The sequence below is a fragment of the Burkholderia aenigmatica genome (genome assembly GCF_048627025.1).
GTDB lineage: Bacteria > Pseudomonadota > Gammaproteobacteria > Burkholderiales > Burkholderiaceae > Burkholderia > Burkholderia aenigmatica.
The window spans coordinates 966,054-987,606 of the sequence record NZ_CP184469.1 but is presented as its reverse complement, the minus strand read 5'-3'; the positions used below and the strand labels follow the sequence as shown (position 1 = coordinate 987,606).

The 21,553-nt window shown below is 66.9% G+C and carries 18 protein-coding genes; 11 read left to right on the top strand and 7 right to left on the bottom strand.

Annotated features, from left to right (window positions below; all coding sequences use genetic code 11):
* Positions 1-212: 212 nt before the first annotated feature.
* Together ACN8ZM_RS21535 and ACN8ZM_RS21530 are read right to left on the bottom strand one after the other, a co-directional pair.
* Positions 213-1,307, bottom strand: a complete 1,095-nt coding sequence (locus ACN8ZM_RS21535; RefSeq protein WP_043177239.1) for a potassium channel family protein — start codon at positions 1,305-1,307, stop codon at positions 213-215.
* Positions 1,308-1,389: 82 nt separating this feature from the next.
* A complete protein-coding gene (locus ACN8ZM_RS21530) occupies positions 1,390-2,724 on the bottom strand; it encodes an NAD(P)/FAD-dependent oxidoreductase (RefSeq protein WP_420212313.1) in 1,335 nt (444 codons plus the stop codon).
* Between the two features lie 224 nt (positions 2,725-2,948).
* Here ACN8ZM_RS21530 and ACN8ZM_RS21525 point away from each other — a divergent pair, with 224 nt between their 5' ends.
* Together ACN8ZM_RS21525 and ACN8ZM_RS21520 are read left to right on the top strand one after the other, a co-directional pair.
* Complete coding sequence (locus ACN8ZM_RS21525) at positions 2,949-3,803, top strand: helix-turn-helix domain-containing protein (protein WP_043177243.1); 855 nt, start codon at positions 2,949-2,951, stop codon at positions 3,801-3,803.
* Between the two features lie 125 nt (positions 3,804-3,928).
* Positions 3,929-5,596: an ATP-binding domain-containing protein gene (locus tag ACN8ZM_RS21520; protein WP_420212312.1), complete on the top strand. Its 1,668-nt coding sequence runs from the start codon at positions 3,929-3,931 to the stop codon at positions 5,594-5,596.
* Positions 5,597-5,651: 55 nt separating this feature from the next.
* Here ACN8ZM_RS21520 and ACN8ZM_RS21515 read toward each other — a convergent pair whose 3' ends face one another.
* Positions 5,652-7,211, bottom strand: a complete 1,560-nt coding sequence (locus ACN8ZM_RS21515; RefSeq protein WP_043177246.1) for a methyl-accepting chemotaxis protein — start codon at positions 7,209-7,211, stop codon at positions 5,652-5,654.
* Between the two features lie 231 nt (positions 7,212-7,442).
* Here ACN8ZM_RS21515 and ACN8ZM_RS21510 point away from each other — a divergent pair, with 231 nt between their 5' ends.
* Positions 7,443-8,957 carry an MDR family MFS transporter gene (locus ACN8ZM_RS21510; RefSeq protein WP_420212311.1) on the top strand — a complete coding sequence of 505 codons (1,515 nt, stop codon included), beginning with the start codon at positions 7,443-7,445 and terminating at the stop codon, positions 8,955-8,957.
* Between the two features lie 59 nt (positions 8,958-9,016).
* Here ACN8ZM_RS21510 and ACN8ZM_RS21505 read toward each other — a convergent pair whose 3' ends face one another.
* Complete coding sequence (locus ACN8ZM_RS21505; RefSeq protein ID WP_420212310.1) at positions 9,017-10,015, bottom strand: quinone oxidoreductase family protein; 999 nt, start codon at positions 10,013-10,015, stop codon at positions 9,017-9,019.
* 131 nt (positions 10,016-10,146) lie between these two features.
* Here ACN8ZM_RS21505 and ACN8ZM_RS21500 point away from each other — a divergent pair, with 131 nt between their 5' ends.
* The 7 genes from ACN8ZM_RS21500 to ACN8ZM_RS21470 all read left to right on the top strand — a co-directional run bounded on the left by ACN8ZM_RS21500 (position 10,147) and on the right by ACN8ZM_RS21470 (position 16,894).
* Positions 10,147-11,019, top strand: a complete 873-nt coding sequence (locus tag ACN8ZM_RS21500) for a LysR family transcriptional regulator (protein ID WP_420212309.1) — start codon at positions 10,147-10,149, stop codon at positions 11,017-11,019.
* An 87-nt stretch (positions 11,020-11,106) separates the two neighbouring features.
* Positions 11,107-11,649, top strand: a complete 543-nt coding sequence (locus ACN8ZM_RS21495; RefSeq protein WP_420212308.1) for a GNAT family N-acetyltransferase — start codon at positions 11,107-11,109, stop codon at positions 11,647-11,649.
* 27 nt (positions 11,650-11,676) lie between these two features.
* The gene (locus ACN8ZM_RS21490; RefSeq protein ID WP_301800882.1) at positions 11,677-12,516 is read left to right on the top strand and encodes a MerR family transcriptional regulator; all 840 of its coding nucleotides are present in this window, start codon (positions 11,677-11,679) and stop codon (positions 12,514-12,516) included.
* 123 nt (positions 12,517-12,639) lie between these two features.
* Positions 12,640-13,620, top strand: coding sequence for a sulfonate ABC transporter substrate-binding protein (locus ACN8ZM_RS21485; protein WP_420212307.1), 981 nt, complete (start codon positions 12,640-12,642; stop codon positions 13,618-13,620).
* A 347-nt stretch (positions 13,621-13,967) separates the two neighbouring features.
* Positions 13,968-15,548: a threonine ammonia-lyase, biosynthetic gene (gene ilvA, locus ACN8ZM_RS21480; RefSeq protein ID WP_420212306.1), complete on the top strand. Its 1,581-nt coding sequence runs from the start codon at positions 13,968-13,970 to the stop codon at positions 15,546-15,548.
* Between the two features lie 640 nt (positions 15,549-16,188).
* Positions 16,189-16,392: a cold-shock protein gene (locus ACN8ZM_RS21475; protein WP_006485974.1), complete on the top strand. Its 204-nt coding sequence runs from the start codon at positions 16,189-16,191 to the stop codon at positions 16,390-16,392.
* Between the two features lie 277 nt (positions 16,393-16,669).
* Positions 16,670-16,894: a hypothetical protein gene (locus ACN8ZM_RS21470; protein WP_043177258.1), complete on the top strand. Its 225-nt coding sequence runs from the start codon at positions 16,670-16,672 to the stop codon at positions 16,892-16,894.
* A gap of 134 nt (positions 16,895-17,028) precedes the next feature.
* Here ACN8ZM_RS21470 and ACN8ZM_RS21465 read toward each other — a convergent pair whose 3' ends face one another.
* Together ACN8ZM_RS21465 and ACN8ZM_RS21460 are read right to left on the bottom strand one after the other, a co-directional pair.
* Positions 17,029-17,262 carry a hypothetical protein gene (locus tag ACN8ZM_RS21465; protein ID WP_420212305.1) on the bottom strand — a complete coding sequence of 78 codons (234 nt, stop codon included), beginning with the start codon at positions 17,260-17,262 and terminating at the stop codon, positions 17,029-17,031.
* 9 nt (positions 17,263-17,271) lie between these two features.
* Entirely contained in the window at positions 17,272-18,705 is a 1,434-nt protein-coding gene (locus ACN8ZM_RS21460) for a CoA transferase (protein WP_420212304.1), read from the bottom strand.
* Positions 18,706-18,808: 103 nt separating this feature from the next.
* On the opposite strand from ACN8ZM_RS21460, the gene ACN8ZM_RS21455 reads away from it, so the two are divergent.
* Positions 18,809-20,104, top strand: a complete 1,296-nt coding sequence (locus ACN8ZM_RS21455; RefSeq protein WP_420212654.1) for a citrate synthase family protein — start codon at positions 18,809-18,811, stop codon at positions 20,102-20,104.
* Positions 20,105-20,332: 228 nt separating this feature from the next.
* Here the strand turns inward: ACN8ZM_RS21455 and speB are convergent, their stop codons facing one another.
* Entirely contained in the window at positions 20,333-21,301 is a 969-nt protein-coding gene (speB, locus tag ACN8ZM_RS21450) for an agmatinase (protein ID WP_089452548.1), read from the bottom strand.
* Positions 21,302-21,553 lie beyond the last annotated feature (252 nt).

The following is a 21,553-nucleotide window of genomic DNA, read 5'->3' as shown; positions in this document are numbered from 1 at the left end:
ATCATCCGATAACACTCGTCACAACAACAAGCGTCGAGTCCTTGCCGAAGTCGTTAAAGGGATCTCGACGACGCATTTGATATCGATCTGCGCGGATTCACGTTGCCATAGATCGCCTGCACGGCGCCCACACGACAAAAAAAAACGCGAAATCACGAAACCGTTCGCCATCAAATCATGGGCATCGATAGACTTTCCAGAACGCCCGTCCATCAAATATCCGGATCGGGAATCCGCGCCGACTGGATCACGACCAGCGTGTCCCCCGCCTCGATCCTGCACGGCGGGTCCTCGTAGAACGAATAAATCTTCCCGCACCGATCGAGCCCGACGACGATCGCCCCCGGCACGACGTTCGTCAGGCAGCCGATCTCGCTTGGCATCGCCTCGCGCTCCAGCAGCGTCGCGCGGCCGCGCGTCGACAGCATGTCGTTCACGAACGGCACGATATAGCGGCTATGCACGGCATCCGCGAGCAGCAGCGCGCCGATCTTCGTCGACGACACGATCACGTCCGCCCCCGCCTGCCGCAGTTGCCGCTGGTACAGGTTCTCCTGGATCCGCACGACGATCTTCGTATCGGGCGCGATGCTGCGCACCGACAGCGTCAGCAGGATCGCGGTCGGATCGTCGGTCACGGAGATGATCACGGCCTTCGCTTCACGCACCTGTGCCTGCTGCAGCAGATCCTCGTGCGCGGGATCGCCGAGCAATCCCGCCACGCCGAGCGACGTCGCGGCCTCGATCGCCTGCTGCTGCGAATCGATCACGATGAGCGTCGCCGGATCGACGCCGCTCTCGAGCAGTTCGCGCACCGCGATCGACCCCGACAGGCCATAACCGCATACGACGATGTGATCGGACAATTGCTTCTGCAGGCGTTTCATGCGGAATTCCTCGATGACGCGCTGGATCACGAACTGATACGCCGTGCCCAGGAAAATGAACCAGATGACGATACGGATCGGCACGATGAAGAACGCATCGATCAGGCGCGCCCGCGCGGTGACGGGCACGATGTCGCCGTAGCCGACCGTCGCGACAGTCACCATCGTGAAGTACACGAGATCGGCGACGGTCATCGGCGTGCTCTTGGTCGAATCGCGCAACCCGTCGCGATCGAGATACAGCACGAGGAACGCGAGCGTGCACAGCAGCACGACCGCGCCGATACGGAACATCAGCGTGCGCCGCGGCGACGTCGCGGGACGCGTGAACAGCGTGCGCGCCCGCGGTGCCTGCCACGGATTGCGGGCGCGACGCAGGCGTGAGCGCAACGAGCGGCGCTGGGCGGAAGGCGTTGCCAACGGGGAATCTCCTGAAGGATGCGGGCTCGATTCTACGATGGGTCGGCCGCGACCGGCCGACGTCATCGCGTCGATTCGTCTGCTACAGCATGCTGCGCGGCCGGACCATCGTCCCGTCGACGAAGCGCCGCGCGCGAAACGCCGACAGGTCGAGCGACGGCGCGCCCGTGTCGACCCATTCGGCAAGCAGCCGCCCGACGATCGGCCCCATCGCGAAACCGTGGCCGCAGAACCCCGTCGCAATCGCGAGCCCGGACGGCGTGCCCGGCGCATCGATCACCGGAATGCCGTCGGGCAGCACGTCGATCAGGCCGGCCCAGGCTTCGACGATCTGCGCGTCCTTCAACGCGGGGAAGATGGTCTTGAGTTTCGTGAGCGCACGCGGCGCATGCGCACGATTCGGCTGCGGCTGCGGATCGCGCGGCTCGATCGGCCCGGCCGCACCGTTGATGCGGGCAAGCGCATCGCGCCACGCAGCCCCGTTCACGTGCAGCCGGAACTTGTCGCGCTGCGACCAGAACTCCGGCCAGAACAGGCTCAGTCCGCGCAGGTGGCCGAGCGTCAGGTCGACGTCGACCTGCATGTCGTCGGCGAGATTGATCGCGCCGTTCTTGCGCTGCCGGATGCCGAGGCCGTGCCCCCACACCGTCGACGCCGACACCGGCGGCACCACATTGGTGCGCATGCAGGTGCCGCGGACGGCCTGCTGCGGCAGCCGGATGCCGACGCCGTCGAGCAGCCGGAAGCTGGTCGCGCCGGCCGCGCAGATCACGCGCCGCGTGCGGATCGTGCCGCGCTCGGTCACGACACCGACCACCGCGCCGCCGGCCGTCTCGATCGCGGTCACGCCGCAGCCTTCGAAGAAGCATGCGCCCGCCTCGGCGGCACGCGCGGCGAACGCGGCGGCCACGCGGCGCGGCTCGGCCTGGCCGTCGGTCGCGGTGTACAGCCCGCCGAGCGTGCGTGCCTGCGACGAAAGGCCGCTGACGCGCTCGTCGATCTGCGCGCGCGTCAGCGTACGCGTGTCGAGCCCGTGCTCGCGCGCGACGGCGAGCCACGCGTTGAACGACGCCCAGTCCGTTTCGTTGTCCGCAATATAAAGACAGCCGCCCTGCCGCCATTCGAGATCGAAACCGAGGGTTTCCTCTAGCCGCTCCCAGATCCGCATGCCGGCCATCATCAGCGGCACCTCGGCCGCTTCGCGGCCCTGCTGCCGCACGAAGCCCCACGCACGGGTCGATTGCTGTCCGGCGATGCGCGACTTGTCGAGCACGACGGCCTTCAGGCCGCGCAGGCCCAGGTAATACGCGGCGGCGCAGCCCATGATGCCGGCACCCGCGATCACGACGTCGGCTTCTGCCGGGAATCGCGTGCCGGCGAGGGTCAGGGCATCGTGCAGCGGATAAGTTGTCGTCATTGTTTCCTGTCAGGCGTTAATGCATCCGGATACGAACCGCGACGGTAACGTCGTGACACACCTTTCACACAAACGCACCTTTCACGGCGCTGAATGACGACCATTTTGCGGTAAAGTTATCTTTTCCGCGCGTGGCCGGTCGGCTCGCCCCTGGACGTCTTGAAGACTGTCCGTCGAGACTGCCGAAAGGCGTCGTTCTGAACGTCACGATCCGTTCCCGTAGCATGACCACTGAAGCAATCACCACGGATTCCCTCGCGGTTGCCGAGCGCGTGCGCGAGCTGATGACCCGCAACGGCATCGGCAAGCGCCAGCAGACCACCGAGCTGTGCCGCATCCTCGACCTGAGTTTCTCGCAAGGCCATCGCAAACTGCGCGGCAGCAGCCCCTGGACGCTCGCGCAGATCAAGAAAGTCGCCGAAGCATACGGCGAACCCGCCGCCCAGCTGTTCGGCGCGCAAACGCTCGACCCCGGCATGGTCGGCGCCTATTCGCAGGAAGCCGTCCTTTATGCGGGCGTCGCCGAAATTCCGTGCACCGCATGGATCGGCGCGCCGCTCGAAGCCGGCGCTCGCCCCGAGTTCGTCGCGTATGAACAAAACGGCCGCTGGCGCGTGCTGCGCCACACGGGCGTGCTGTACCAGAACGCGTACGACGTGCACAAGATCGAGATCTATCCACGCCGCGCGGAGAACGACAAGCTCGTCGTCGCGGTGATCGACCCCGATCGCGTCAGCGCGACCGAGCTGTGCCGCTATCTCGAACGGCAAGGCTTCGCGACGGCCGCATTCGACGGCCTCGCGCCGTTCGTCGACGCGCTGCAGGGCCAGGCGTTCGACGCGGTCCTGACCGAATGGCTGTTCGACGACAGCACGGCCGCCACCGCGATCAAGGCGGTGCGCACGTCCGACAACCCGGGCGCGCCGATCTTCGTGCTGACCGGCGACCTGCTCACCGGCCGCGCGAGCGAGGCCGACATCAGCGAAGTGATCCGCGCGTTCGACGTCGTCTGCTACGAAAAGCCCGCGCGCATGGCGATCCTCAGCGCCGATCTCGCGAAACGGCTCGCGCGCGGGTAACGTCCCCGGGCCGTCCTTCTCCGGACGGCCAGCGTCTGCGCGGCACGGCGGTCGTGAACCGGGTCATAGCTCAGTACAATAGCCGCACCCGTTCACGCCCACGCCGGCTTCCGCCGCCCGACGCCATGGCCCGCCTCATCCCCGACGACTGGAAAAGCCTCGCCGCGACCGGCGCGGCCGAACGCGAGCGCGAAACGCTCGCCGCGCTCGAACACGCGCTGCCCGACAGCTACACCGTGTATCACGGCGTGCACTGGACGCGCGCCGACCAGGCGTTCTCGGTGTTCGGCGAGGCCGCGTTCGTCGTCGTGAGCCCGGCCGGCCGCGTGCTGCTGATCGAGCAGAAAGCCGGCTTCCTGCGCGAAACGCCGAAGGGGCTCGTGAAGGTCTATCTGCAGAAGGAACGCAATGTCCCGATCCAGCTCGCGCGCACGCAGGAAACGCTGCACCGGCGCCTGACGGCCGCGCTCGGCGCGGGCGTCTACGGCGTCGAGGCGCTGCTGTACTGCCCCGACTACGCGATCCGCGACGCGTCGATCGCCGGCGTCGCGGCCGACCGCATCGTCGATGCGTCGCGCAAGGCGCAACTCGCGCAGGTGATCCTGCAGATCCTGCCCGAAGACGACGAGCACTTTCCGAACGCGCCGAAACTCCACCATTTCCTGGCTGACGAGCTCGCGCTCACGCCCGACACGAGCGCGCTCGTCGGGCAAGCCGGCACGCTCGTCACGCGGCTGTCGGGCGGGCTCGCCGCATGGGCGCGCCAGCTCGAATTCGCGCCGTTCCGGCTGCGCGTCACCGGTACAGCCGGCTCGGGCAAGACGCAGCTCGCGGTGCAGGCGATGCGCGATGCGGTCGCGGCCGGCAAGCGCGTGCTCTACGTGTGCTTCAACCGGCCGCTCGCCGACTACATCGCGCGCATCGCGCCGCCCGGCGCGAAGATCGCGAACTACCACCAGCTATGCGACTGGGTCGCGCGCGACGGCGGCTATACGCCCGACTTCCAGGTGCCCGGCGAGTTCGAGCGGCTCGAAGCGCGCTTCGCGGAAACGCCGATTCCCGAGCACTGGCGCTTCGACGTGCTGGTCGTCGACGAAGGGCAGGATTTCCATGCGCCGTGGGCAGCCGCCCTGGAGCGCTTGCTGGCGCCGGATGGCGCATGGTGGTGGCTGGAAGATCCGTTGCAGAACCTGTACATGCGCGAACCCGTCGCGCTGCCGGGCTGGGTCACGCTGAAGGCGCTCACGAACTACCGGAGCCCGCGCGACCTGCTCGAATTCGTCCGCGACATCGTCGGCCGGGTCGAGCCGCTGGCGATCGAGCTGCGCTCGGGCAGCCCGTTCGACGGTTCGGATCCGTCGGTGTCGGCGTACGGGGAAGCAGACGCGTCGGGAGACGCACTGGCCGACGCCTGCATCGACGCGACCAAGCGGGCGATCACGCACGCGCTGTCGCTCGGCTTCCGCAAGCAGGACATTGCGCTGCTGTCGTATCGCGGCCGCGAGGGCTCGGTGCTCGCGCCGCTCGACCAGCTCGGCCCGCACCGGCTCAAGAGCTTCACCGGCAAGTACGACCTGTTCGGCAACCCGGAGTATCGCGAAGGCGACGTACTGCTCGATTCGATCTACCGCTTCAAGGGCCAGTCGGCGCCGTGCGTGATCCTCACCGAGGTCGACTTCGATACGCTCGACGCGCGTGCCGCGCGCAAGCTGTTCGTCGGCGCGACGCGTGCGACGATGAAGCTGCTGATCGTCGCGTCGTCGCGCGCGGCCGCGCAACTGGCAGCCGTCTGACGTAACGGGCGGGCGACCTGCAGGTGAGCGCCCGCCCCGTCGCCGCCCCGGTCGATCAAGCGACCCGGAACGCGCCGACCGCGCGGCGCAGCCCGTCGGCCTGCTCTTCCAGCGACGCGGCCGCCGCTGCGGCCTGCTCGACGAGCGCCGCGTTCTGCTGCGACACCTGGTCCATCTGCGACACCGCGCGGTTCACCTGCTCGATCCCGTCGCGCTGCTCGTTCGATGCAGCCGCGATCTCCGTCATGATGCCCGTCACGCGCCCGATCGCCTGCTGGATGTCCTGCATCGTCGTGCCGGCCACGCCGACGAGCCGCGAACCGTTCGCGACGCGCTCGACCGATTCGCCGATCAGCGTGCGGATTTCCTTCGCCGCCGACGCCGAGCGTTGCGCCAGTGTGCGCACCTCGCCCGCGACCACCGCGAAGCCGCGGCCCTGCTCGCCCGCACGCGCGGCTTCGACCGCCGCATTCAGCGCGAGGATGTTGGTCTGGAACGCGATGCCCTCGATCGTGCCGATGATGTCGGCGACCTTCTGCGAGCTCTGGTCGATCTCGTTCATCGTGCCGATCACCTCGCCGACCACCGTCGCGCCGCGCGTCGCGATCTCGCTCGCGCTGTCCGCGCACGCCTGCGCCTCGAGCGCATGGTCGGCGTTCTGCTTCACGGTCGCCGTCAGTTGCTCCATGCTCGCGGCCGTCTCCTGCAGCGCGGATGCCTGTTCCTCGGTGCGCTGCGACAGGTCGGTATTGCCGGCCGCGATCTGGTGCGTCGCCGTCGAAATCGCCTCGGAACCCTGGCTGACCTGGCGCACCGTGTCCGCGAGGCTGCGCTGCATGCCGGTCACGCCCTTGACCAGCTCGGCCATCTCGTCGCGCGACGACCAGCGCACCTCCGACGTCAGGTCGCCGTCCGACAGGCGGCGGAAGTGCGACAGCAGCCGGTTCACCGGCTGCGTGATCGCGAAATGCAGGCCGACCGCGCAGCCGAGGCATGCGGCGAGGCCGAATGCGATACCCGCGATCGCGCCCACGCGCATCCAGCCGTAATAGGTCTGCGCGGTGTCGTACACCGCCTTGCCACGCGCGGCCTGGTACGCATCGAGCGCATCGGTCGCCTGCGTGAGCGCGACCGACAGCGGCGGCGCGACCTGCATCAGCAGCCGGTCGGCCTCGTCGCGGCGGCCGTCGCGGACCGCGTCGATCATCGGCTTCAACGCCTGCCCGATCAGCGCCTGACGCGCGGCGTCGAGGCGGCTCGCGAGCGGGCCTTCGTCGCCGTCGTGCGGCATCGCCGCGTAGCCGCGCCATGCAGTGTCGGCCTTCGCGAGATAGTTCTCGGCCTTCTTGACGAGATCGGGCACTTCCGGCGCTTCCGGATGCAGCAGCGCGCGATCGAGCGTCGTACGCACGACCGTCAGGTTCAGGCTGGCCGCCGACAGCGCGGTCTTCGCAGCCAGCTGCTGCGTATAGGCCTCGTCGAGCGCGCGGTTCGAGCTCTGCATGCCGGCGAGGCCGATCAGCCCCGATACGACGAGCAGCGCGGCGACGAGGCCAAGCGTGGAGAAGATCCGCGTACGGATCGAGAAACGGGAAAACAGGACGTTCAGGTTCATGACGGGACGTGAGCGGTGATTAGTGCCGCGGCAATCGGTCCGCGGCACTCTGGATTACGGTTTGCCTGCAGAAAACTTGAGTCCGGCCCTGCTTTCCGCCTGATCCCGATCAATTTTTCGGGCCGGCAATCTCCTGTTACGGCTGCAACATATCGAGGCTGGGCAGAAATTGACCAGTCAATCATCTGTGGCTATAGTTCGACACAATTCCCTGCCATGGCAGATATTTCAATGACAACCGACACCCTCCTCACTCCGGCGGCCACCGAAACGGCCCGCCGCGACGCGCCGACCGGGCTGATCATCGCCGCGCTGCTGCTCGTCATGCTGCTGTCCGCACTCGACCAGACGATCGTGTCGACCGCGTTGCCGACGATCGTCGGCGAGCTCGGCGGGCTCGACCAGTTGTCGTGGGTCGTCACCGCGTACCTGCTGTCGTCCACCGTCGTGCTGCCGCTGTACGGCAAGCTCGGCGACCTGTACGGCCGCAAGATCGTGCTGCAGGCCGCGATCGTGCTGTTCCTCGCGGGCTCCGCCCTGTGCGGCGTCGCGCAGGACATGACGCAGCTGATCGTGCTGCGCGCGCTGCAGGGGCTGGGTGGCGGCGGCCTGATGGTCGTCACGATGGCCGCGATCGGCGATCTGGTGCCGCCCGACCGCCGCGCGCGCTACCAGGGGATGTTCGGCGGCGTGTACGGCCTCGCGACGATCATCGGCCCGCTGCTCGGCGGCTTCCTGGTCGAGCACCTGTCGTGGCGCTGGATCTTCACGATCAACCTGCCGCTCGGCTTTCTCGCGCTCGCGGTGATCGGCGTCGCGTTCCGGCCGCACACCGCGCACGTGAAGCACCGGATCGACTACATGGGCGCCGCGTTCCTCGCCACCGCCCTCACCTGCGTAATCCTGTTCACGAGCGAAGGCGGCTCGCTGCTGCCGTGGACGTCGCCGCAACTGTGGATGACGCTCGTGCTGGGCGTCGTCGCGATCGGCGGCTTCATCTATGAAGAACGGCTCGCGGCCGAGCCGATCATGCCGCTCGAACTGTTCCGTCATCGCACCTTCGTGCTGGTCAGCCTGATCGGCTTCGTCGTCGGCATCGCGCTGTTCGGCTCGGTCACGTTCATCCCGCTCTACCTGCAGGTCGTGAAGGGCTCGACGCCGTCGCAGGCCGGGATGCAGCTGCTGCCGATGATGGGCGGGATGCTCGTGACGTCGATCGTCAGCGGCCGGCTGATCTCGCGGCTCGGCTCGTACCGGATGTTCCCGATCCTGGGCACGCTGACCGGCGGCATCGCGATGGCGCTGCTGTCGACACTGACGCTCAATACGCCGCTGCACACGATGTATGCGTACATGGCGCTGCTCGGGATCGGGCTCGGCATGGTGATGCCCGTGCTCACGCTCGCCGTGCAGAACACGGTCGAATTCCGGCACATGGGCGTCGCGACGTCGGGCGCGACGCTGTTCCGCTCGATCGGCGGTTCGCTCGGGGTCGCGGCGTTCGGTGCGCTGTTCTCGCACGGGCTGCAATCGCGGGTGATGGCTGCGCTCCCGGCCGGCACCGAGCTGCCGCCCGCGCTCGGCCCGGCCGCCGTGCACCAGCTACCGGATGCCGTGCGTGATGTGTACCTGCATGCGTTCGCCGGTTCGCTGCATGTCGTGTATCTCGCGGCGGCGACCGTCATCGCGATCGCGTTCGTGCTCGCGTGGTTCGTCGAGGATGCGCCGCTGCGCAAGCACCACTGAGCCGCCCGTGGATCGCGATGCGAGCGGCGGGCCGCATCGCGATCCCCATCCGCCTGCCGTCAAGGCAGCAGCACGACCCCGCCCGTCGTCGCGCGCGACTCCAGCAGCCGGTGTGCATCGGCCGCCTGTTCCAGCGGTAGCCGCGCGCCGATCTCCATATGCATCCCGCCCGCCAGCCGGTCGAGCGTCGCGCGTGCAGCCTCCCGATATCCGTCCACGTCGCGCGCGATGAAGCCGAGCACGCTCGGCCGCGACAGCGCGATCGACCGCGCCGGCCCCAGTTCGTCGAGATCGAACGTCTGCCGCGCGCCGATCGCGGCCACCTGTCCGATGCTCGCGACCATCCCGAACGGACGGACCGCGCCGAGCGTGCGCGTCAGCACGTCGCCGCCGATCCCGTCGATCGCAAAATCGACCCCCGCGCCGCCGCCGAACGCGCGTGCCGCCGCGACAAAATCTTCCTCGCGATAATCGACGACCGCCTCGGCGCCGTGCGTACGCACGAGCGCGGCTTTCGCGGCCGACCCGACCGTGCCGATCACCCGCGCGCCGAGCGCACGCGCCCATTGCGTCGCCAGCAGCCCGACGCCGCCGGCCGCCGCATGCACGAGTACCGTGTCGCCGGCGCCGACCTGCCGGATGCGATGCAGCAGCATGTAAACCGTGATCCCTTTCAGCAGCCCGGCGGCGGCGGCTTCGTCGCTCAGGCCATCGGGGATCGGCACCACGCGCTCGGCCGGCATTGTGCGCAGGCTCGCATAGCTGCCGGTCGGCATGCCCGCATACGCGACGCGCTGGCCGGGGGCGAGCGCCGTCACGCCGGGCCCGACCGCATCGATCACGCCGGCCGCCTCGACACCGAGCGCGTCCGGCAGCGCGGGCATCGCGTGCGCCCCCGTCCTGAAATAGATGTCGACGAAATTCACGCCGATCGCGGTCTGGCGAATCCGTACTTCGCCGGCACCGGGCGGCGCGACGGGTGCATCGACGCGGCGCAGCACGCCGGCGTCGCCGTAGCGGTCGATCCCGATCCGGATGGCAGTGGCAGTCTGGGTCATGACGTTCCTCGTAATCGAATGAAGTGACACGATCATCCCATCGTGCATAATCGAACGGAATTCATGCAAATCGCCCATCTACTGTGCAAAATTCAACCGATCCGGACACCGCGCCCGCATCCGCGTTACCGATGAGCTGGGACGACATCCGCTATTTCCTCGCGGTGATGCGCGGCGGCAGCCTGTCGGCCGCCGCGCGAGCGCTGCAGGTTCAGCATTCGACGGTCGCACGCCGCATCGACGCGCTGGAGTCGGCGCTCGGCATCCGGCTGTTCGACCGGCTGCCGCGCGGCTGGCCGCCGACCGACGAAGGGCTGCACCTTGCCGAGCATGCCGCCCGCCTCGAAACCGACGCGCATGCGTTCGCGCGCGCCGCCCAGGGCGCGGCGGCGTTCGACGGCGTGGTGCGCGTCTCGGCGTCGCCGGTGTTCGCGAGCCATTTCCTCGCGCCGCGGCTCGCCCGTGCGCAGCGCGCATGGCCCGCGCTGCGGATCGATCTGCTGGGCGAGATGCACGCGGCGAACCTGTACGCACGCGAAGCCGATCTCGCGGTGCGGCTGTCGCGGCCGACCGAGCCCGGGCTCGCCGCGCGCCGGCTCGGCACGATGCGCTTCGCGTTGTGCGCGTCGCCGGAATGGGCGGACGCGCCGCCCGACACCTGGCCGTTCGTCGGCTACGACGATGCGCTCGCGCAAACGCCGCAGCACCAGTGGCTCGCCCGCTTCGCGGCCGGACGCCGTTTCGCGTTCGTCACCAACGACCTGGCTGCGCAGCATCACGCGTGCGCGGCCGGTGCCGGCGTCGCGCTGCTGCCGAGGTTTCTCGTCGACGATCCGGCTGCGCACGCCGGTGCGCCGCTCGTCGAACTGACGGCCGCACCGCGTTGCGACATCGAGCGCGAGATCTGGCTCGTCGTCCATCCGGACGTGCGCCGGTCGCCGCGCGTGCAGCGGGTCGCCGACGCGATCGCCGATGCGGTTCGCGCGGCGGACGGCCGACTCTAGGCGGCCGCGGCCGCACGCGGCTTTGCCATGCGCTCCGGCGGCCGGCATAGTGGTGGTTTGCGTTCTGAATTCGCCGGACCCGCCGCCATGCCCACCACCCCCGCCTGCGTCGTTCGCGACGCGACCGACGCCGACCTCGATGCGATCCACGCGATTTATGCGCACCACGTGCACCACAGCGTCGCGTCGTTCGAAGAGACGCCGCCCGACGTCGCCGAACTGCGCGCGCGCCGCGACGCGGTGCTGCGCCACGGGCTGCCGTATCTCGTCGCCGAATGCGACGGCCGCGTGGCCAGCTACGCGTACGCGACACCGTACCGCACGCGCAGCGCGTACCGCTTCACGATCGAGGATTCGATCTACATCGACGAGTCGCAGCGCGGGCGCGGAATCGGCCGCGCGCTGCTCGCGGCGCTGATCGTACGCTGCGAGGCCGGCCCGTGGCGGCAGATGATCGCGGTGATCGCCGATGGCGGCACCGGCGGCTCGACGTCGCTGCATCGCGCGTTCGGCTTCGAGCCGGCCGGCATGCTGAAGGCGGCCGGTTTCAAGCACGGCCGCTGGATCGATACGGCGCTGCTGCAGCGCCCGCTCGGCGACGGCGCGCGCACGCTCCCTGTCTCGCCCTAGCCCGCCGCGTCGCGCTAGAATGGCCGCATGTCAAAACAGACTCATTCCACACCCGACGAGGCGGCGCCGGACTCCCGCAACGAGTACACGGTCGACGAACTTGCACGCGTGTCCGACACGACCGTGCGCAATGTCCGCGCCTACCAGGATCGCGGGCTGCTCGCCCCGCCGGAAAAGCGCGGCCGCGTCGGCATCTACGACGACACGCACGTCGCGCGCCTGAAGCTGATCAATCACCTGCTCGCACGCGGCTATACGCTGTCGAACATCCAGGACCTGATCAAGGCGATCGACGAAGGCCACGACCTGCGCTCGATCCTCGGCCTCGAAAACGCGATCGGCGGCCGCTGGTCGCACGAATTGCCGAAAACCTATTCGCTCGCCGCGCTCGCGCAGATGTTCGGCCCGCAGGCGACCACGCAGCTGTCACGCGTGACCGAACTCGGCCTGCTCGAACGGCGCGGCCTGTCGTTCGTCGCGAAGAACCCCGCACTGCTCGAAGCGGCGGCGGCGATGACGAAGGAAGGCATCCCGCCGCGCGAGCTGCTCGACGTGATCAGCCTCGCGCGTCCGCATTTCGACGCGATCGCGCGACTGCTCGTCGATCTCGTCGTGAAGCGGCTCGACCGCTACGACGCCGACACGCTGCCGCCCGCCACCGACGTGCCCGAACTGGTCGACGCGATCTGGCGCCTGCGCCCGCTCGCGGCCGTGTTCGTCGAAGGCGAGACGAACCGCGCACTCGAAACCGCGGCGAGCGCCTATCTCGGCGGCCGGGTCGCGACGATCCTCGACAAGAAGCTCAGCGACGAGGCCGCGCGGCAGTCCGGCACGCCGGCATCGAAAGACGACAGCGACGAAGCATAGGCGCACCGCCGTCATATTGATATCGGCAATGCTTCGTTTGCGGGCGTGATCGCCCATGCGACGATTCTTCCAATCGAGCGGCACCGCCGCTCGCCCGAAGACGTTTTGCATGGAGTCCGTTCGATGATTCGTTTCACCCGCTGGATCGCCCGCACCACCGCCGTCACGCTCGTCGCACTGTCCGCCGCGTCGGCCTTCGCGCAAGGCGGCGCCGACAAGGTCGTGCGCATCGGCTACCAGAAGGCCGGCCTGCTGTCGGTCATCAAGGCGCAAGGTTCGCTCGAAGCGCGGCTCAAGCCGCTCGGCTATGGCGTCCAGTGGTTCGAATTCCCGGCCGGCCCGCAACTGCTCGAAGCGCTGAACGCGAACAGCATCGACTTCGGCTATACGGGTGCGCCGCCGCCCGTGTTCGCGCAGGCGGCCGGCGTGCACTTCGTCTATGTCGGCGCGGAACCGCCGGCGCCGCACAACGAAGCCGTGGTCGTGAAGGCCGATTCGCCGATCCGTTCGGTCGCCGGCCTGCGCGGCAAGAAGATCGCGTTGCAGAAGGGCTCGAGCGCGAACTACCTGCTGCTCGAAGCGCTGAAGAAGGCCGGCGTGCGCTACGACGAAATCCGCCCCGTGTACCTTGCGCCGGCCGACGCGCGCGCCGCGTTCGAGAGCGGCAACGTCGATGCGTGGGTCGTCTGGGATCCGTACTATGCAGCCGCGCAAAACGCGCTGAAGGTGCGCACGCTGTCCGACTACACGGGACTCTCGGCGACCAACAACTTCTACGAAGCGACGCGCGATTTCGCGCAGCAGCATCCCGACGTGGTCGGCGCGATCCTGAAGCAGGCGCGCGAGACGGGCCAATGGGTCAACACGCATCCGGCCGACACGGCCGCGCTGATCGCACCGAAGGTCGGCCTGCCGCAACCGCTCGTCGAGACGTGGATCAAGCGGGTTCCGTTTGGCGCGGTGCCGCTCGACGAAAAGATCGTCGCGGCCCAGCAAGGTGTCGCCGATGCGTTTTATGCGGCGAAGCTGATTCCGCAGAAACTGAGCGTGGCCGACAACGCATGGGTCGACAAGAGCGTGCAGAGTGCGCTCGCGGCGAAGTAACGCGCAACCCGCGGCGCGAACTGATTCGAACGAGGCCGACCGGCACCCTGCCCGTCGGCCTCGTTCGTTGCTTGTCACGGATGACCGGGAAAGGCGACGCGAAGTACCGGCATTCGACCAGGCAGCCATCCATGATGGCCGGAATTCGCTCGATACAGTTGACAACTACCGTTGCCATGGTTGATGCTTGAAAACATGAGCCGCCAAGCATTCGCCATTGCGCTGATTATTCGCACCATTCTTCGAATGGTGGGTTAGCGCGCATCCGGCTCAATGACGACAACCCGCCCCTGAGGCGGGTTGTTTCATTTCCGCCCAGGGCATTTCAAACCCGCCCCCGAAAGGAAATGACCGTGTCTTTGTACCGAAGCTCGCCTGACGCTTGCACCGCGCTTGCCACGCCAGCCCAACCTCCCGTCGACTACGTCAAGAAAATTCTCACCGCCCGTGTCTACGACGTCGCGCGCGAGACGGAACTCCAGCCCGCCCGCAACCTGTCGGCCCGGCTGCGCAACGCTGTCTACCTGAAGCGCGAGGACAACCAGCCGGTGTTCTCGTTCAAGCTGCGCGGCGCGTACAACAAGATGGCGCACATTCCGGCGGACGCGCTCGCACGCGGCGTCATCACGGCGTCGGCCGGCAACCATGCGCAGGGTGTCGCATTCTCGGCAGCGCGGCTGGGCGTCAAGGCCGTGATCGTCGTGCCCATTACGACGCCACAGGTGAAGGTCGATGCGGTGCGCGCGCACGGCGGCCCGACGGTCGAGGTCATCCAGGCTGGCGAGTCGTACAGCGACGCGTACCAGCATGCGGTCAAGGTGCAGGCGGAGCGCAATCTCACGTTCGTCCACCCGTTCGACGATCCGTACGTGATCGCCGGCCAGGGCACGGTCGCGATGGAAATCCTGCGCCAGCACCAGGGGCCGATCCACGCGATCTTCGTGCCGATCGGCGGCGGCAGCCTCGCGTCCGGCATTGCTGCCTACGTGAAGGCCGTGCGCCCGGAGATCAAGGTGATCGGCGTGCAGACCGAGGATTCGTGCGCGATGGCGCAATCGCTCGCGGCCGGCCGGCGCGTCGAGCTGACCGAGGTCGGCCTGTTCTCGGACGGCACCGCGGTGAAGCTGGTCGGCGAAGAAACCTTCAGGCTGTGTGCCGAATACCTCGACGGCGTCGTGACGGTCGACACCGATGCCCTATGCGCGGCCATCAAGGACGTGTTCCAGGATACCCGCAGCGTGCTCGAACCGGCCGGCGCGCTCGCGGTCGCGGGTGCGAAGCGCTACGCGGAACGCGAAGGCATCGAGAACCAGACGCTCATTGCGGTCACGTCCGGTGCGAACGTGAACTTCGACCGGATGCGCTTCGTCGCCGAGCGCGCGGAAGTGGGTGAAGCGCGCGAAGCCGTGTTCGGCGTCACGATCCCCGAGGAACGCGGCAGCTTCCGGCGTTTCTGCGCGCTCGTCAGTGACCGCAACCTGACCGAGTTCAACTACCGGATCGCCGACGCGCAATCCGCGCACTTCTTCGTCGGCATGCAGATCAAGCGCCGCGGCGAATCGGCCGAGATCGCCGCGAACTTCGAATCGCACGGCTTCAGGGCCATCGACCTGACGCACGACGAATTGTCGAAAGAACATATCCGCTACATGGTGGGCGGCCGTTCGCCGCTCGCGCTCGACGAGCGCCTGTTCCGCTTCGAATTCCCGGAACGTCCGGGCGCACTGATGAAGTTCCTGTCGGCGATGGCACCGGACTGGAACATCAGCCTGTTCCACTACCGCAACCAGGGCGCGGACTACAGCTCGATCCTCGTCGGGCTGCAGGTGCCGCAGGCCGATCGCAACGCATTCGACCACTTCCTGTCGACGCTCGGCTATCCGTACATCGAGGAAGGCAGCAATCTCGCCTATCGCTTGTTCCTGTAGTACGGAAAACACGGGGCGACGATGCGGGTCTTCAGGGCAGTTGATCGTCCTTGCCGCATCAGAAACGGCTGTCATCCCTCTCGCACGATCGGTGGCGCATCGGGACATGCGCCGCCGATCGCTTCGGCCGTCTGCTCCGGCGCATGACGGACGCACGACGCGTCGGCCTTTTTTGTTCCTGTCGAATTTTCGGGAAACGCGGGACGATCGGTCGGCGTTCGACCAGAGCACGGGTCTCACTTCTATGTTTATCGTGGGCGACCGCGATGCGATTCCCCATCGCAACGTGGTCCCTGATTCGAATGGCTGATTTGGACAAGGCGATGTGGCCGCTTCGGATCGTTCAGCGCCATCGACCCCATCAGGCCCCGCCCAACCTGCGCGTCATGCCGGATAGCGTGCGCAGCCAGTCAGGGCCACATCGCTTCATCCGCCAATCCAAGCGCCTGAAGAAATAGTTACAAAGTAGCGATTGACGCCGGCACCGCCCAGCGGTTAGTGTATCGTCCGAAGTTCAAGAAGTCCGATTGCTGTTCATCAATTGATCGCTCCTCAGCGGTATTCGTTGTCCTCTCCCTCCTTGACGCTTCACGCGCTCTTTTCCAGAGCAAATCTTTCTATTTTTTCTCAAGGAATCTTCATGGATACCGGTATCGTCAAGTGGTTCAACGACAGCAAAGGCTTTGGCTTCATCACGCCCGACAACGGCGGCGACGATCTGTTCGCTCACTTCTCCGAAATTCGCGCCGACGGCTTCAAGACGCTGGCTGAAAATCAGAAGGTGAGCTTCGAAACGAAGCAAGGCCCGAAGGGTCTGCAAGCGGCCAACATCAAGCCGCTGTAAAGTTTGAAGGACCCGGCCTCCCGTAACGGACGCCGGGTTGCAGCGACATCCTCGCGGAGATTGATCTCCCAAAGTTGGCGCGATTGCTCTTAGCTGCATCGGTTCATTCAGCAGCTCGCCGAGCGCCACACGCCTCGTTGCACTTCATTCCCCCTCAGGCTGCCAAGCCCTTTTTCGCTTTACGACTGCTTCAGATTCAGCTCGCAATGGCTTTGAATCGGCGCACCTGTGCACATTCCGCACGGCACGCGCGCACTCGAACATTATTAAAATTAAAATGCAGAACAATCGAATTCAACAATACAACGGCTATGCCGTTCACCCCTCGGCGCATCGTTTGCCCGACGGAAGTTTTTCATCCAACCTGCTGCTTGAACGCGCCGGTAGCCCACGCACCGAAGGCCGCTACCAATTCTATTCGCTCGATTACTTCACGAGTGAGGAGCAGGCGCTGCAGCATTCGGCCCGCTGGGCACGCAACTGGGTCGACACGCGCGGTTGAAGGCTAGGCCCGGCCATCGATCCAGCGACGCGCGCAACGCGCCGGCGGCCTGCGCGCGCCCACTTGCTTCACTCGCCCGCCACTCTCTCCGCCGGCCGCGTTGATCACGAAATCGAAGGGCTCGAAACGCTCTGTCAGCGTATCCCGAACGCGTTCCACCTGATCAGGCACACCCAGGTCGGTCGCGAGGGCACGGTGGGACGCGCATCGGGAAACACGCCGCCGATCGCTTCGGCGGCGTGTTCCAGCACGTTCGCGCGCTGTCCGACGATGACGATGACGACCTGCGCATTGCGCTGAGCGCCATGCATCGCCGTGGCCGGGCCGATTCCCGTCCCGCCGCCACGCACCGGCACCAGCCGATTCATCGCGCCGCTTCAAAGATCGCCGTTCGAAGACAACCACTCGGGTTCATACGCACCCAGTGCGCGCGCCGGATAAAACCAGCGAAGCGGCGCATCGTCGATCTGCACGGGCGGGAGGAGCCGGGATGCCGGCCCCCACGTCGTCGGCTCGACGTGCTCTGCACGATCCCGTTGACCGTCGGCGACCAGTTCGACCACCTCGCTCATGGGCTCCGACCGCAGTTGCAAATCGGCCGCCGTGCGCGCCAGCGACGCGCGAACCTCGGTACCGACACCCTGTTTCATTCGTGTCGTCAGCCCACGGATGGCGGCCGTCGCCATCAGGTAACCCGTCGCATGGTCGATGGCCTGAACGGGCAGGTTCACCGGTTCATCGCTGCCCATGACACGCATGCCCGCCTCGGCGATTCCCGTGCTCGTTTGAATGAGGCTGTCGAAGCCGCGCCGGCAACGCCATTCACCGCTCCAGCCATAAGCGTCGAGCGAAACGTCGATGAGCGCAGGATTCAGTTCGCGCCGATGCGCAGCATCGAGACCGAGGCGCGCGAGCGCGTCGGCCCGGTAACCGTGCACGACGATATCCGCGCTGCCGAGCAACTGTTTGAGCGTATCGAGGTCCGCCGCATCTTTCAGGTTCAGCCGCGCACATCGCTTGCCGAGGACGACTTCGGGCACCGTGCCCGGTTCTTCCCAACCGTACGGATCGATGCGCAATACGTCTGCGCCCAGGCCCGCAAGAAATCGCGTCGCCACGGGGCCGGCGAGGATGCGTGTCAGGTCGAGCACGCGGATGCCGCGCAACGGCCGGTCTTTCGAAGGCCGCCAGTCGCGCGCGACGGCATCGGTCGCGGCATGAACATGCAGCAACGGTTCGGTTGCGACCGCCTTGCCCTGCGGGTGCTCGGCCCACTCCTGCGCCGCGTACATCGCCGCAGCGCAACCGCCTCGCTCGACGATCGCGTCTTCGAGCGCACCGGCATCCCAGCGACTCACCGCTTGCGCGACCGCCGGTGCATCGGCGGCACAGCCCAGCACCGACAACGCGGCCAGCCGATGATGCGGCGCGTTGGTGTGCAACCGGATCCAGCGATCGCGCGCCCGATAGTTGCCGGCCACCGGATCCCATTGCGGCGGCATCGTCCAGCCCTGCGGACGCAGCGACGTGCCGAACCACAGCGACGCCATGCGCCGGTCGACCCGCACCGACGGCAACGTTCCGGTCGACGCATGCAGCAATTCGGCAACGGACGTCCCTGCCGCGCCGATTGCCGCCGTGGCCAGGTCGGTTACGCGAAACGCGGAAACCAGCTCACCCGACCCGCTGAAGCTGCACGACTCGAGGAACGCCTGAGACCCACCCGCCGCCAGCCAGAACGCCCGCAGATGACGCGACACCCGATCCTCATCGGCCACGGCCCGTTCCCTCGACACTTGATCGATACGCATGTTCGCCTCGCATGAATTAGGTGAGGCAAAGATCGTCTCGCTCGCATTTGCTGTCAACGTTGATTATCCTGATCAACCTGTCGAACGATTCCCCCTGCGCACGATGTCGAACTACCTGAATTCGATCGAAGCCGCGGCAAGGCTCGGTGTCTCGCGGCAAACCCTCTATGCGTACGTCAGCCGCGGCCTGCTTCGCGCGGAACCGGGCGGCAGTCATCGCGAAAGCCGCTATCTCGCGGCCGAGGTCGACCGGCTCGCGGATCAGCGCGCACGAGGCCGCAAGCCGAAGGAAGTCGCGAAGGCCGCGCTGAACTGGGGTTCGCCCGTGCTCGAGTCGAGCATCACGTTGATCGACGGTGGCCGGCTCTTCTATCGCGGTGTGGATGCACTCGATCTCGCGTCCCGCGCGAGTCTCGAAGAAGTCGCGGCGCTGCTATGGCGATGCGACGAGCAGGCCGCTTTCGGCCGCCACATTCCCGCTACGCCCGCGGTGCTGCGAACGCTCTTCAGGCATTACGGCGAGCAACGCGCCGAGCAGGCCCTGCTGCCGCTCTTCACCGTCGCAAGCGAGGACGCGCCAACGGCGATCTGGCAACAATCGTCCGATCGTCAGGCGCAGGGCTGCGGCGATCTCGTGCGGATTCTTGCCGCATGCCTGTTGCGAACCCGGATCGACACAGCGCCCATCCACGTGCAATGCGCACGGGCGTGGGGCGTCGGGCCTGCTGGCGCCGAGTTGATCCGCATGGCGCTCGTGCTGTGCGCGGATCACGAACTGAACGCGTCGAGCTTCACGGGACGATGCATCGCGTCGACAAACGCGAGCTTGCGGGCCGTCGTGGTCGGTGGTCTGGCCGGCCTGTCGGGCGAGCGGCATGGCGCGACCACCGCGCGTGGCGAAGCACTGTGGGACGAACTGGGTAATAAGGACATCGAGCAAAAAATGAGCGAACGTCTCGCCCGGGGAGACGGCTTGCCGGGCTTCGGACATTCGCTCTATCCCGACGGCGACGTGCGTGCGACGTATCTGTTGTCGCGGATCCTGCCGCGCCATCCGCAATGGAGAAGGATGATCGATGCAGGGAGCGCGCTCGTCGGCCACAAGCCCTCTTTGGATCTCGCGCTGGTGGCGCTGCGCAGACATTTGCGGCTTCCCGTCGGTGCCGCATTCGGCCTGTTCGCGCTGGGCCGCTCGATCGGCTGGATCGCGCACGGGCTGGAGCAGCGCGAGCAATCCGATCTCATCCGGCCGCGTGCGGTTTATACGGGGACATGGCCAGGTGGATCCGGTGCCGGGGCGGATCATGCGCGATCCCGCGGACGGTCGGGAAAGCATCAAACAACGGAAACTGCAGCGCCGGAAGACGACATGCTTGCCGCTTTTTTCAGGAGTCGATAGCTTATCTTGATGCGATGACGTCAGCGTGCATCGTCGGTGACAAGCCAACGCCTCGTTGGCGTATGCAAGCGGCCATCCAATGACGTTCCGCCGATGTCGCCAACGGGTCGGCAAGCACGCGCCATGGGAATCCGCGAAGATCTTTTGCCTGAGCCACGTGATGCAAACCGCACACGGCACACCGATCCGGCGATGCGCGCACCGCGCCAACGGCACGCGCATGCTGACTTACTTCAGCGCCCCCGCCACCTTCTTCTGCCGCCACAGACACAGCAAGTCACACGCGACATGCGCGGCCGCAATCGCCGTGATGTCCGCGTGGTCGTACGCGGGCGCCACCTCGACCACATCCGCACCCACCAGGTTCACCGCGCCGAGCGCGCGCACGATCGCGAGCGCCTGTGCCGAAGACAGCCCGCCCGCGACCGGCGTGCCCGTGCCGGGCGCGAACGCCGGATCGAGACAATCGATATCGAACGTCAGGTACGCGGGCCGCGCGCCAACGATGTCGACGATCCGCTCGACCGCCGCGCGCGACCCGTGGTCATGCACCCACGCCGCATCGAGCCGCTCGATCCCGAGAAAGTCGTCGTTCCACGTGCGGATGCCGACCTGCACCGACGTCGCCGGATCGATCAGCCCTTCCTTCACGGCCTTGTAGAACATCGTCCCGTGATTGAGGCTGTCCGGATCGTCGTCGGCCCACGTATCGCAGTGCGCGTCGAAATGGATCAGCGACAGCGGCTTGCCGTAGCGCTCCGCATGCGCGACCAGCAGCGGATACGTGATGTAGTGGTCGCCGCCGAGCGTCAGCATCTTCGCGCCGGAACCGAGGATCGTGCGCGCATGCTCGACGATCGCGGGCTTGATCGACAGCGGGTTGTGCGCGTCGAACCAGCAGTCGCCGTAGTCGATGGCCGCGAGATCGTCGAACGGGTTGAAACCCCACGGATACGGATGAAGCTCCGCGAGCTGCACGCTCGCCGCGCGGATCGCAGCCGGGCCGAGCCGCGCACCGGAGCGGTAAGTCGTCGCGAGGTCGAGCGGTACGCCGGAGATCGCGACGTCGACGCCGTCGAGCTCGCGCGAATAGTTGCGGCGCATGAACGACAGCACGCCAGCATAGGTGTTTTCGATCGACGAGCCGTACGGCGTCGTGCGACGGATCGCGCCGTCGCCGTGGAGAAGTTCGGTCATGGTCGGACCTGTTTTCGTGGGGAGGCCAGCCCGCCCCGCTTCGCATGGGCGCGCGGGCCGGGCACGGCATGGATACATCGGGCTCGCACCAGCTTGCGCATCCTGCCGCGCGGCCGGGCGGAACAACGACAGCAACAACCACATCGACAACGGCAATACCGCGGCGATCATAGCAAGCCGAATTGAAGTCGTTGCCCCGGTTCAACCGGGGCAACGCGCGGAGAAATCCGGCAGTAGCGACGCCCTCGTTTC

Bases quoted from the DNA above. Each gene is read 5' to 3' on its own strand.
- ACN8ZM_RS21475 (WP_006485974.1), top strand. From the start codon at position 16,189: ATGGATACCGGTATCGTCAAGTGGTTCAACGACAGCAAAGGCTTTGGC.
- ACN8ZM_RS21510 (WP_420212311.1), top strand. From the start codon at position 7,443: ATGACAACCGACACCCTCCTCACTCCGGCGGCCACCGAAACGGCCCGC.
- ACN8ZM_RS21460 (WP_420212304.1), bottom strand. From the start codon at position 18,705: ATGCGTATCGATCAAGTGTCGAGGGAACGGGCCGTGGCCGATGAGGAT.
- ACN8ZM_RS21495 (WP_420212308.1), top strand. From the start codon at position 11,107: ATGCCCACCACCCCCGCCTGCGTCGTTCGCGACGCGACCGACGCCGAC.
- ACN8ZM_RS21500 (WP_420212309.1), top strand. From the start codon at position 10,147: ATGAGCTGGGACGACATCCGCTATTTCCTCGCGGTGATGCGCGGCGGC.
- ACN8ZM_RS21525 (WP_043177243.1), top strand. From the start codon at position 2,949: ATGACCACTGAAGCAATCACCACGGATTCCCTCGCGGTTGCCGAGCGC.
- speB (WP_089452548.1), bottom strand. From the start codon at position 21,301: ATGACCGAACTTCTCCACGGCGACGGCGCGATCCGTCGCACGACGCCG.
- ACN8ZM_RS21470 (WP_043177258.1), top strand. From the start codon at position 16,670: ATGCAGAACAATCGAATTCAACAATACAACGGCTATGCCGTTCACCCC.
- ACN8ZM_RS21485 (WP_420212307.1), top strand. From the start codon at position 12,640: ATGATTCGTTTCACCCGCTGGATCGCCCGCACCACCGCCGTCACGCTC.
- ACN8ZM_RS21515 (WP_043177246.1), bottom strand. From the start codon at position 7,211: ATGAACCTGAACGTCCTGTTTTCCCGTTTCTCGATCCGTACGCGGATC.
- ACN8ZM_RS21505 (WP_420212310.1), bottom strand. From the start codon at position 10,015: ATGACCCAGACTGCCACTGCCATCCGGATCGGGATCGACCGCTACGGC.
- ACN8ZM_RS21465 (WP_420212305.1), bottom strand. From the start codon at position 17,262: ATGAATCGGCTGGTGCCGGTGCGTGGCGGCGGGACGGGAATCGGCCCG.
- ACN8ZM_RS21455 (WP_420212654.1), top strand. From the start codon at position 18,809: ATGTCGAACTACCTGAATTCGATCGAAGCCGCGGCAAGGCTCGGTGTC.
- ilvA (WP_420212306.1), top strand. From the start codon at position 13,968: ATGACCGTGTCTTTGTACCGAAGCTCGCCTGACGCTTGCACCGCGCTT.
- ACN8ZM_RS21520 (WP_420212312.1), top strand. From the start codon at position 3,929: ATGGCCCGCCTCATCCCCGACGACTGGAAAAGCCTCGCCGCGACCGGC.
- ACN8ZM_RS21530 (WP_420212313.1), bottom strand. From the start codon at position 2,724: ATGACGACAACTTATCCGCTGCACGATGCCCTGACCCTCGCCGGCACG.
- ACN8ZM_RS21490 (WP_301800882.1), top strand. From the start codon at position 11,677: ATGTCAAAACAGACTCATTCCACACCCGACGAGGCGGCGCCGGACTCC.